At 66.7% G+C, this 10,594-nt stretch carries 13 protein-coding genes; 7 read left to right on the top strand and 6 right to left on the bottom strand.

Annotated features, from left to right (window positions below; translation table 11 throughout):
* The coding region (glyS, locus tag ASE86_RS15645) for a glycine--tRNA ligase subunit beta (protein ID WP_082441686.1) at positions 1-1,200 on the bottom strand (1,200 nt) is incomplete at its 3' end.
* Between the two features lie 94 nt (positions 1,201-1,294).
* Complete coding sequence (locus ASE86_RS05280; RefSeq protein ID WP_056423295.1) at positions 1,295-2,134, bottom strand: glycine--tRNA ligase subunit alpha; 840 nt, start codon at positions 2,132-2,134, stop codon at positions 1,295-1,297.
* Positions 2,135-2,361: 227 nt separating this feature from the next.
* On the opposite strand from ASE86_RS05280, the gene ASE86_RS05275 reads away from it, so the two are divergent.
* The 6 genes from ASE86_RS05275 to ASE86_RS05250 all read left to right on the top strand — a co-directional run bounded on the left by ASE86_RS05275 (position 2,362) and on the right by ASE86_RS05250 (position 6,265).
* Positions 2,362-2,565 carry a helix-turn-helix transcriptional regulator gene (locus ASE86_RS05275; RefSeq protein WP_056423292.1) on the top strand — a complete coding sequence of 68 codons (204 nt, stop codon included), beginning with the start codon at positions 2,362-2,364 and terminating at the stop codon, positions 2,563-2,565.
* Complete coding sequence (locus ASE86_RS05270; RefSeq protein WP_056423289.1) at positions 2,558-2,995, top strand: hypothetical protein; 438 nt, start codon at positions 2,558-2,560, stop codon at positions 2,993-2,995. The genes ASE86_RS05275 and ASE86_RS05270 overlap by 8 nt, the downstream gene beginning before the upstream one ends.
* Positions 2,996-3,036: 41 nt before the next feature.
* Entirely contained in the window at positions 3,037-3,942 is a 906-nt protein-coding gene (locus ASE86_RS05265) for a TraB/GumN family protein (RefSeq protein WP_056423286.1), read from the top strand.
* A gap of 338 nt (positions 3,943-4,280) precedes the next feature.
* A complete protein-coding gene (locus ASE86_RS05260) occupies positions 4,281-5,021 on the top strand; it encodes a 50S ribosomal protein L25/general stress protein Ctc (RefSeq protein WP_056423283.1) in 741 nt (246 codons plus the stop codon).
* Positions 5,022-5,117: 96 nt separating this feature from the next.
* Positions 5,118-5,687 carry an aminoacyl-tRNA hydrolase gene (gene pth / locus ASE86_RS05255; RefSeq protein WP_056423280.1) on the top strand — a complete coding sequence of 190 codons (570 nt, stop codon included), beginning with the start codon at positions 5,118-5,120 and terminating at the stop codon, positions 5,685-5,687.
* Positions 5,687-6,265, top strand: coding sequence for a TIGR02466 family protein (locus ASE86_RS05250; protein WP_056423277.1), 579 nt, complete (start codon positions 5,687-5,689; stop codon positions 6,263-6,265). The genes pth and ASE86_RS05250 overlap by 1 nt, the downstream gene beginning before the upstream one ends.
* Here the strand turns inward: ASE86_RS05250 and ASE86_RS05245 are convergent.
* The 4 genes from ASE86_RS05245 to ASE86_RS05230 form a co-directional block, all read right to left on the bottom strand.
* Entirely contained in the window at positions 6,256-6,924 is a 669-nt protein-coding gene (locus ASE86_RS05245) for a GntR family transcriptional regulator (RefSeq protein ID WP_056423274.1), read from the bottom strand. The genes ASE86_RS05250 and ASE86_RS05245 overlap by 10 nt on opposite strands.
* 73 nt (positions 6,925-6,997) lie before the next feature.
* The gene (locus ASE86_RS05240) at positions 6,998-7,312 is read right to left on the bottom strand and encodes a hypothetical protein (protein ID WP_056423271.1); all 315 of its coding nucleotides are present in this window, start codon (positions 7,310-7,312) and stop codon (positions 6,998-7,000) included.
* On the bottom strand, positions 7,309-7,710 hold the full coding sequence (locus ASE86_RS05235) for a cupin domain-containing protein (RefSeq protein ID WP_414881259.1): 402 nt from the start codon (positions 7,708-7,710) through the stop codon (positions 7,309-7,311). The genes ASE86_RS05240 and ASE86_RS05235 overlap by 4 nt, the downstream gene beginning before the upstream one ends.
* Positions 7,707-9,080, bottom strand: a complete 1,374-nt coding sequence (locus tag ASE86_RS05230) for a polysaccharide lyase family 1 protein (protein ID WP_156347030.1) — start codon at positions 9,078-9,080, stop codon at positions 7,707-7,709. The genes ASE86_RS05235 and ASE86_RS05230 overlap by 4 nt, the downstream gene beginning before the upstream one ends.
* Positions 9,081-9,221: 141 nt before the next feature.
* On the opposite strand from ASE86_RS05230, the gene ASE86_RS05225 reads away from it, so the two are divergent.
* Positions 9,222-10,529, top strand: coding sequence for a UDP-glucose dehydrogenase family protein (locus ASE86_RS05225; RefSeq protein ID WP_056423265.1), 1,308 nt, complete (start codon positions 9,222-9,224; stop codon positions 10,527-10,529).
* Positions 10,530-10,594: the final 65 nt, after the last annotated feature.

Raw genomic sequence — 10,594 nt, 5'->3', positions numbered from 1 at the left:
GGGCCGCGAGGGAGTCGCTTGCGGCGCCCCCCCTCCACCATGCTGCGCATGGTCCCCCTCCCCGCCTTGCGGGGAGGATTTTACGATCTCCTCTTCCGTCAGCCAGCGCGCGAGTTTCGCGACGCGGTCGACCTTGTCGGCGACCGTCCCCAGCTTCTCGTGGAAGACGATCTTTTCGAGCTTCGGCGTCAGGTCCTCGAGTTTCGTCCTGAGGTCCGTCTCGTAGAAGAAGCGCGCATCGCTCAGGCGCGCCGCCAGCACCTTGCGGTTGCCCTCGACGATCTTGTCACCGCCATCGGTCGCGTCGATGTTGGCGACGCAGACGAAGGCGTTGGCCAGCTTCCCCTCGCTGTCCTGACACACGAAATATTTCTGGTTCACCCGCGCGGTCAGCTGGATGACTTCCGGCGGCACGCTCAGGAATTCGGGGTCGAACCGGCCGAGCAGCGGCACCGGCCATTCGGTGAGGCCTGCGTTTTCCTCCAGAAGCCCTTCGTCGCGGATCAGCGTGAGCCCCGCCTTGGCGGTCAGCATCGTCGCGCCCATCGCGATGATGCCGGCGCGTTCGTCCTGATCGACGATGACATGGGCGTCGCGCAGGCGTTCGACATAATCGGCCGCCGAACGCAGCGTGATCGCGTCCGGGTGGTGGAAGCGATGGCCGACCGTCGTCGTCCCGCTCTTGATACCGGCGATCTCGCAGTCGATGACGGCGTCACCGAACAGCGCGACGATGCCCTGGAGCGGGCGGACCCAGCGCAGGCTCTCGGTCGAGGCCGACGCCGCGCCCCAGCGCATCGACTTGGGCCAGGGGAAGGCGCGGATGATCGCCGGGATCGCCTGGGCCAGTACGTCCGCCGTCGCGCGGCCGGGTTTATCGACCACCGCGAAATACACGCCGTCGCGATCGACCAGCTGGTCTCGGGTGAGCCCGGTCTTGCGCAGGAACCCCTCCAGCGCCTGCGGCGGGGCCGAGGTGCGCGGACCCTTCAGCTCCTCGCTGACAGCCTGCGTCGCCTCGGGCAGGTCGCGCGCGATCAGCGCCAGGCGGCGCGGGGTGGCATAAGTGACGACGTCACCCGCGGACAGCCCGGCCTTCGCCAGTTCGCCGGCGAACAGCTTCGCCAGATCCTCACGCGCCTTGCCCTGCATACGCGCCGGGATTTCCTCCGAGCGGAGTTCGAGGAGAAAGTGGGTCATGCTCGTGCTCCCGCGCAGGCGGGAGCCCAAGGCCGCACGCGATGTCCGTTGAAACTCTGGGCTCCCGCCTGCGCGGGAGCACGATGTGCGCGCGTCACGCCGTCCACCCGTTCTTCGCCATCCACGCCGCGCAGGAGCCCTTGGCCAGATCGCGCACGCGGCCGATGTACGCCTGGCGTTCCGCGACCGAGATCACGCCGCGGGCGTTCAGCAGGTTGAAGATGTGGCTCGCCTCGATCGCCTGTTCGTACGCCGGGATCGGCAGGCCCCGCCCAAGCGCATTCTCGCACTCCGCCGCGGCTTTCCGGAACAGGTCGAACAGCGCGTCGGTCTCCGCGACCTCGAAGTTCCAGGTCGACATCTGGCGCTCGTTCTCCAGGAACACGTCGCCGTACGTCACGCCTTCGTCGTTGAACGCCAGGTCGTACACGTTGTCCTTGTCCTGGATGTACATCGCGAGACGTTCGAGGCCGTAGGTCAGCTCGCCCGACACCGGCAGGCAGTCGAAGCCGCCCATCTGCTGGAAATAGGTGAACTGGGTGACTTCCATCCCGTCGCACCAGACTTCCCAGCCGAGACCCCAGGCGCCCAGCGTCGGCGATTCCCAATCGTCCTCGACGAAGCGGATGTCGTGTTTGGCCATATCGACGCCGATCGCCGCCAGGCTGCCGAGATACAGCTCCTGCAGGTCGGGCGGGCTAGGCTTCAGGATGACCTGATACTGGTAGTAATGCTGGAGGCGATTGGGGTTCTCGCCGTAGCGGCCGTCCGTCGGCCGGCGGCACGGCTGGACATAGGCCGCCTTCCACGGGTCCGGCCCCAGCGACTTTAGCGTCGTCGCCGGGTGGAACGTGCCCGCGCCCATCCGCATGTCATAGGGTTGCAGGATCACGCAACCCCGCGCCGCCCAATAGTCATGGAGCGTCAGGATCATGCGCTGGAAGGAGAGAGGCGCTGTATCGGTCACGTTTGCCGCACTGCCGCACGAGGCGCGGAGGGTCAAGCAAGCCTGCCGGACCCGCAGGGTTCACGACAGGGACGCACAACATTTTGTCAGGTCTTATTGACATAGTCGTGACTCGCTGTCATTTAGTCATGGTAACCTGACATTCGGTCAGGGGACGGTGACAAGGATCACAAGCCATGCAACAGGAGTGCGAGATGAAGAATCGCCTCAAGGTGCTGCGTGCCGAACGCGACTGGAGCCAGGCCGATCTGGCCGTCCGGCTCGACGTTTCGCGGCAAGCGGTCAACGCCATCGAGACAGGGAAGTACGATCCGTCCCTGCCGCTCGCTTTTCGGATCGGTCGTCTGTTCGACATGGCGATAGAGGAGGTGTTCGACGATGGTGACGGCAATGATTGAGTGGCGCGGCACACAGAAGAGCACGTCGGAACGCGCCAATCGCCGTCTGATTTTGACCTCGGGCGCGCTGGGCGGCGTCATGGGCCTTGCCCTCGCGGTGGCGACGCTCGGCGGGCATCGCAAGGGCGACGACCTGGTCGACCTGATGCTGACCGGCCCGCTGCCGGTGTGGCTGGTGCTGGTGCTGGTCTTCGCGTGGGGCGTCCTGCTCCCGATCATCTCCTGGCGCTGGCACCGCGTCGTCGACGAGCACGAGCGTGAAGCGTACCGCGACGGCGCAGTCGCCGGCCACTATCTGATGAGCATCGGCGCGCCGGTCTGGTGGCTGCTCGCCCGGGCCGATCTGGTCCGCCCGATCGATCCGGTCGCGTTCTTCGCCGCCTTCATCGTCGTCAGCGGCGTCGTGTGGTCCTGGCGCAAATATCGCTGATTTTCTCCGACTTTCCCTTTTCAATACGAAGGACGCTCTCCATGAACCGTTTGATGAAGACTTCGCTTTCGACCGCCGCCCTGTTTCTGGCGCTGCCCGCCTGTGCGCAGCAGGCGCCGGCTCCCGCCCCCGCCGCAAAGGATGCCGATCCCGCGCTGTGGGTGGTGAAGGACGCCGACACGACGATCTATCTGTTCGGCACGGTGCATGTGCTGAAACCGGGTCTCACGTGGTTCGACGAAGCGGTGAAGACCGCGTTCGACGGGTCGAAGGAACTGGTGCTCGAAATGGTCGAGCCCGATGCCGCGACGATGCAGAAGATCGTGCTGACCAAGGCGACGCAGCCCGCCGGCACGACGCTGACCGCCAGCCTGCCCGAGCCGACGCGCGGCAAATATGTGAAGGCGATGGGCGATCTCGGCCTGCCGGCGACCGCGTTCGACACGTACAAGCCGTGGTTCGCGGCGGTGAACCTCAGCCTTATCCCGCTGATGAAGGCGGGCTATGATCCCAACAGCGGCGCGGAGAAAACACTGACCCAGGCGGCTAATGCCGCCGGCAAGACGGTCAGCGGGCTGGAGACGGCCGAACAGCAGATCGGCTTCTTCGACGCGCTGTCGCCCAAGGCGCAGACCGAATTCCTGGGCGGAACGATCGATGAAATGCCCAAGATCGGCCAGACGATGGAAACGATGGTCACCGACTGGTCGGCCGGTGCGCCCGACAAGCTGGCCGCGACGCTGAACGAAAGCATGAAGGATTCGCCCGAGGTCGCGAAAACGATCCTCTACGACCGCAACGCGCGCTGGGCGACGTGGATTTCGGAACGGATGAAGCAGCCGGGCACCGTCTTCGTCGCGGTCGGCGCAGGCCACCTGGCCGGCAAGGACAGCGTGCAGGACAAGCTGGGCGCGTACAAGCTGAAGGCGGTGCGGGTCGAATATTGAGGGGCAGCCGCCTCTCGACCGCGCCTTCGTCGTCATTCCCGCACCTTTCCTTCGTCATTCCCGCGAAGGCGGGAATCAATTCTGGCTGGCCTCGCCGATAGTGCCGATAGATCAGCCAGAATTTACCCCCGCCTTCGCGGGGGTGACGGCCGTTAGGGGGCGGCGGCGACAGTGGCGGACGCTTCGGGGCGGGCGACGGCGGCTCTCCATCAGCTGCCCGGCAATTGCTTTCCCGCCCCATCCCCGCTAAGGGCGCGCGCTTGTCGCGGCAGGGTCATCCCTGGAGGCCTGCCGGGGCGAAACGAACATTAGCATCTAGCGAATCGGAAACTACGACAATGAGCGACACGCTTAACCTGTCGGCCGAGACGCGTGACCGGGCTGGCAAGGGAGCCTCCCGGGCACTGCGTCGCGACGGCCGCGTCCCCGCCGTCATCTATGGCCTGAAGCAGGACCCGCAGAGCATCAGCGTCAACGAGCGCGAGCTCATGAAGCTGCTGAACACCGGCCACTTCATGAACTCGGTCGTGATGGTCAGCGCCGGCGGCAAGGCCGTCCGCACGCTGCCGAAGGACGTGACCTTCGACGTCGTGACCGATCGCCCGCTGCACGTCGACTTCCTGCGCATCGCCGAGCATTCGACCGTCACGGTCGCGGTGCCGATCACCTTCACCGACGAGGAAGAGGCCCCCGGCATCAAGAAGGGCGGCGTGCTGAACATCGTCCGTCACGAGCTGGAGCTGGTCTGCGACGCGTCGGACATCCCGAGCGACATCACGATCTCGCTCGCAGGGCTCGAAGTCGGCGACACCATCCACATCTCCGACGTCAAGCTGCCCAAGGGCACCGAGACGGCGATCGACGACCGCGACTTCACCATCGCCACCGTCATCGCCCCGTCGGCGATGAAGGCGGACGTCCAGGAAGCGCTGGCTGAAGACGCCGCGCTGGCCGCCGAAGCCGCTGCCGAGCAGCAGGCCGAGGAAGCCGCGATCGAAGCCGGCGAGGAGCCCGAGGGCGACGAGCCGAACGACGACGACAACCACGACGACAAGATTTCGGTCCAGAAGAAGGACTGATCTTTCGCCGCAAGGTCGAAATCGGGGGCGGGCGAGCGTTACGGCGCTTTCCCGCCCCTTCTCGTTTCCCTCCACTTGTCGAATGGCGCACGCGCGATGCAACTCTGGGTCGGCCTGGGCAATCCGGGCCCCGAATACGCCCTGAACCGGCACAATGCCGGGTTCCAGGCGGTCGATGCGATCGCCGCGGTGCACGGCTTTTCCGCGCCGAAGAAGGCGTTCCAGGGCTGGACGCAGGACGGGCGCGTCGGTGGCGACAAGATCGTCATCCTGAAGCCCGGCACCTACATGAACGAAAGCGGCCGATCGGTGCGCGCGGCGATGGATTTCTTCAAGATCGACGCCGGCGCCATCACGGTGTTCCACGACGAACTCGATATCCTGGCTCTGACGCTCAAGGTGAAGACCGGCGGCGGCACCGCGGGGCAGAACGGCCTGAAGTCGATCGTCCAGCATATCGGCCCCGACTTCCGCCGCGTGCGCATCGGGATCGGCCATCCGGGGCACAAGGACCGGGTGACCGGCCATGTGCTGTCCAACTGGCACAAGACCGAAGTCGACCCCCTCTCCGATCTGCTCGGTGCGATCGCTGCGGAGGCCGACTGGCTGACCAAGGGCGACGACGTGCGGTTCATGAACGACGTCGCACTGAGGATGCAGGGCTGATGCCGACGCGCGCGCTGTTCCCCACGCATTTCTACGACGCCCTGCTCGGCGACGACGCGCTGGTCGCCGAGCTCGCCGACGCCTGCCGCGAACTGGCGAGCGAGGATCGTGCCGGTCGCGCGTGGTCGAAGCAGCACGGGTATCGCGGCTATACCAGCTATGCCTCGCTCGACGATCTGCCCTTACGCGATCCGCGGTTCGACGACCTCGCGCGGCTGCTCAACCGCCATGTCGCCGCGTTCGCCAGGGACTGCGGGTTCGAGCTTGGCAAGAAGCTCAAGCTCGACAGCCTGTGGGTCAACGTCCTGAAGCCCGGCGGCACGCACAGCGGGCATATCCACCCGCACAGCGTCGTGTCAGGCACCGTTTATGTCGCGGTGCCGCCGGGGTCGGGCGCGCTGAAGCTGGAAGACCCGCGCCTGCCGATGCTGATGGCGGCACCTGCGCGCCCCGACACATTCGTCTACGCCGAACCGCAGGCGGGCAGCGTGTTCCTGTGGGAAAGCTGGCTGCGGCACGAAGTGATGCCCAACGCGGCCAGGCAAGACCGCATCTCGATCAGCTTCAACTACCGCTGAGACCCAGCGCCGTCGTCGGGCGTCAGCTGGCGACGCAGGTCGATCAGCGTCGTTTCGATATGCGCGTGCATGTCACGGTGCAGCCGGTCGACATCGCGCGAGCGCCAGGCGTCGAGCAGGTCGGCGTGTTCGTCGTTCGCGCGGGCATCGCGGCCGGTGGGTTCCAGATGCTTGCCGACATAGCGTTCGCTCAGCACGTGCAGCCGTTCGAGCAGTTGCAGCGTGATCGCGCGACCGGCGGGGCGGATCAGTGCGATGTGGAAGGCGCGGTTGGCGGCCCCGACGTGGATGTCGTGCCGGTCGATCTTGGTATCGAGATCGGCGAGCGCCAGCGCGGCGCGGCGGTGATCGTGGTCAGTCGCGCGGGTCGCGGCGATCGCCACTGCTTCCGGTTCGATCTTCAGGCGGAGCGCGAACACCTCCTCCGCCTCGCCCGCGCTCAGGTCGCGTACGAAATAGCCATGGTTGGCCTGCGAGCGGACCAGTCCTTCCTGCTCCAGCCGGGTCAGCGCCTCGCGCAGCGGTATCTTGCTGACGCCCAGTTCGGCGGCGAGCGCATCCTGCCGGATCGCGACGTCGCTCCGGAGGGTCCCATCGAGAATGCGGTCGCGGACGATATCGACCAGACGGTCGGACAGGGTGCGGACGACGAGGCTCATGGGGACGGTGTCCGATCCAGTGATCGCCGCGGTACCGGAGTTCGGATCGTCAGCGAAACAAACCTCGCACGAATCACCCGCTCTGCCCAGCCCACCAGTCTGCATAGGGCGAGTTCGCGACCTTGTGCCGGGTGTAATCAGGGGCACCGTCGTCCCACCACACCGGCCCGCGTTCGCCCAGCGCGACCTTGGCGGCATCGACACCGTCGCGCGCAGCGCGTTCGTCGGCCGCCGTCTTCGCTTGCCCCACCGCGCGGCGGGCAGCCATCAGTTGCTTGACCAGCGCGGCCCGATCGGTCTCCGCAAGGTCGGGTCGCGTTGCGCGCCACAGGACATCGTCGACGACGATGTAGCGGCCATCGGGCGTATGGGGCGGCGTGTCGGTCATTCGGCCATAACGCGCGCCTTCAGCGGATAGGCCACGATCAGCGACAGCGGACGCGTGCCGGTCTGGCGGATACCGACGTTGGCGCCTTCGTAGAGGTAGGCGGTCATGCCTACCCCCAAGCGGCGACGCACCCCGTCGCTGTCGACCTCGCCCTCGCCGGCCAGCACATAATAGACCTCGTCATGGGCAAGGACGTGGAGGCCGATCGCGGCCCCCTTGTCGAGCGCACGGCGGCGGAATTCGAACGTGCGGCCCGGTACCGCATCGGTGATGCGCCACGCCGTGCTCATGCCGATCGCGCCGTGTGGGACGGCTTCGCGTTTCATCACGTCCTTTTCGTCGACGACAACCATCGGCGGGGCCGCCTGGAGCGACAGGGCGAGCAGAGCGGCGATCATTTCCGCATCGCCGCGTCGCGCACCGACAGATGTTCCTGCGGCACGTCGCGGGTCTGGCCGGGATAGCGGCCGGACTTCGGCTCCATCGTGTCGAGGTTCCATTCGGCCGCGACGAAGGGCGCGCGGGTCGGTGTGAACGCGGGGTAGGCGCTCACGTCCTTTTCGTCGTTGATGACACCGCCGCGCCCTTCGGCGACGAAGAAGAAGACGCGGATGTCGTCGGCATCGCGGTCCCACGGCCGGGCGCCGGCGTTGGCCAGCACGTGCGTCTCGACGTCCTTCGATGCCAGCACCGGCAGGCCGGGGACCCAGACCACCGGCTTGGCAACCTCGATCAGTCGCGCCTTGGTGTCGCCGTAGCGGCCGACCATCGGCAGCGGCTCGCCATATTTGTCGACCGCGACATTGTCGCGCCCGTGGTAGCGCAGGTCGCCGTCGCCGCCGAGCATCAGGAACGGCACCCGTCCCTCGGTCGACGGTCCGCCGCGATAGACGTTGCCGACCGCGCTCAGTTCGCCGGTGACATAGGGATGCCCCTCCCACTCCAGCGCCATCAGGTTGTAGTGGAGCGCGCGTCGCTGCGGATCATAGATCAGGTTGTTGACGAACACGCCCTGCGCGCCGCCCTTGAACAGCGCGTTGCGCTCGACATTGTGGGCGTAGAGGTTGCGCCAGATCGTGATGCCGGTGGCATTGTCGTGGATCAGCGACCCCTTCGAATGTTCGCCCTTGGGGTGCGAGCTGTCGGCCAGGCCTTCGTAAGCCGCGTTGTACGAAAAGGTGATGTCGTGGCTGGTCCCACGCCGCCAGTCCTCGACCGTCTTTCCGGTGAGGCGCGGGCCGCTGGCGGACATGTTCTCGTCGATCGCCCAGCTGAAGGTGCAATGATCGACGATGACGTTGTAGGCGCCGATCGTGGAGAAGCTGTCCGCCTCCCACCCCGATCGCTTGGCCTGACCGTCGGCGCCGGTACGCACGCGGATGTGACGCATCACGACATCGTGCGCCTTCACGTCCAGCCCGCCCTTGATGAGCGTGATGCCCGGCGACGGCGCGGTCTGGCCGGCGATGGTCACGAACGGTTCTGTGATCGTCCAGCTCTTCAGCCCCATGTCGATGACGCCGCCGACCTCGAACACGATGATTCGCGGGCCCTTGGCATCAAGCGCGGCCTTCAGGCTGCCGGGGCCGTCGGCGTTCAGCGTGGTCACGCGAATGATCCGCCCGCCGCGCCCGCCCGGCGTCCTGGCCGCCGGCCCGACCGCCCCGGGGAAGGCGATCTGCGGACCCGCCGCCGGCTCCTGCGCGGTGACCGGCACGCTCGCGGCCAGCATGGTGGCGGCCAGACCCAAGATCATCGGCTTAAGCATCCCACTCTCCTTTTTCACAGGACTGACACCGGTTTCCGCAAATGACAAGCATCGATCCGGCGCCCGCACCGCAGATGTCATTTCCTGGTTAATCATTGTCGGCTAGGGGCGGCACGGGATTACGTTGGGAAGGGTGTCGTCTTGCGCATCACGATGATCGGAACGGGCTATGTCGGGCTTGTGTCGGGCGCCTGTTTCTCGGACTTCGGGCACGAAGTCGTGTGCGTCGACAAGGACGCGAAGAAGATCGCTGCGCTGCATGACAATGTCATGCCGATCTACGAGCCGGGCCTGGGCGAGCTGGTGTCGGCCAACGTCCGCTCCGGACGGCTGAGCTTCACCACCGACCTGGCCGAGGGCGTCCGCAACGCCGACGCCGTCTTCATCGCGGTGGGCACGCCGAGCCGCCGCGGCGACGGGCACGCCGACCTGAGCTATGTCTTCGCCGCGGTGCGCGAAGTGGCCGAAGCGCTGACCGGCCCGGCGGTCATCGTCACCAAGTCGACCGTGCCGGTGGGCACCGGCGACGAAGTCGAGCGGATCATCGCCGAGGTCGCACCGGACAAGGGCATCACCGTCGCCAGCAATCCCGAGTTCCTGCGCGAAGGCGCCGCGATCGGCGATTTCAAGCGGCCCGACCGCGTGGTCGTGGGTGCAGAGGACGAGCGGTCGCGCGACGTGCTGCGCGAAATCTATCGCCCGCTGTCGCTCAACCAGTCGGCGCCGATCGTCTTCACCGGGCGTCGCACGGCGGAGATCATCAAATACGCGGCGAACGCGTTCCTGGCGGTCAAGATCACCTTCATCAACGAAATCGCCGACCTGTGCGAAAGCGTGGGCGGCGACGTGCAGGAAGTGGCGCGCGGCATCGGGCTCGACAACCGCATCGGGCGCAAGTTCCTGAATGCGGGCCCGGGCTATGGCGGGTCGTGCTTCCCCAAGGACACGCTGGCGCTGCTCCAGACCGCGGCCGACAACGACGTGCCGCTGCGCATCGTCGAGGCGACGGTCCAGGTCAACGACGCCCGCAAGCGCGCGATGGGACGCAAGGTCATCAAGGCGATGGGCGGCGAGGCGAGGGGCAAGACGGTCGGCGTGCTAGGCCTGACCTTCAAGCCCGACACCGACGACATGCGCGACGCCCCCAGCCTGGCGCTGATCCAGGCGTTGCAGGACGCGGGCGCGAGCGTGAAGGCGTACGACCCGGAGGGTGTCGAGCAGGCCCGGCCGTTGCTTAAGGACGTCGAGTTCGCCGCGTCTCCCTATGCCGCGGCCGAGGGTGCGGACGCACTGGTCATCGTGACCGAATGGGCCGCCTTCCGCGCGCTCGACCTGTCGCGGATCGCCAAGTCGATGGCCGACCCGGTGCTGGTCGACCTGCGCAACATCTACCCCCCCGAGGAAGCCGCGCGCGCAGGCCTCAAGCTGACCGGAATCGGCAAGGGCTGACGCGCAGACGGGAGCGCCGGGGCGGTTCGTGACGCGGTGCGGTCCGACGCAAAGTCTTGGTTTTT

The sequence above is a fragment of the Sphingomonas sp. Leaf33 genome, from assembly GCF_001421785.1.
GTDB lineage: Bacteria > Pseudomonadota > Alphaproteobacteria > Sphingomonadales > Sphingomonadaceae > Sphingomonas.
The sequence above is the reverse complement of the archived record's forward strand: the minus strand, read 5'-3'. Positions and strand labels throughout refer to the sequence as shown.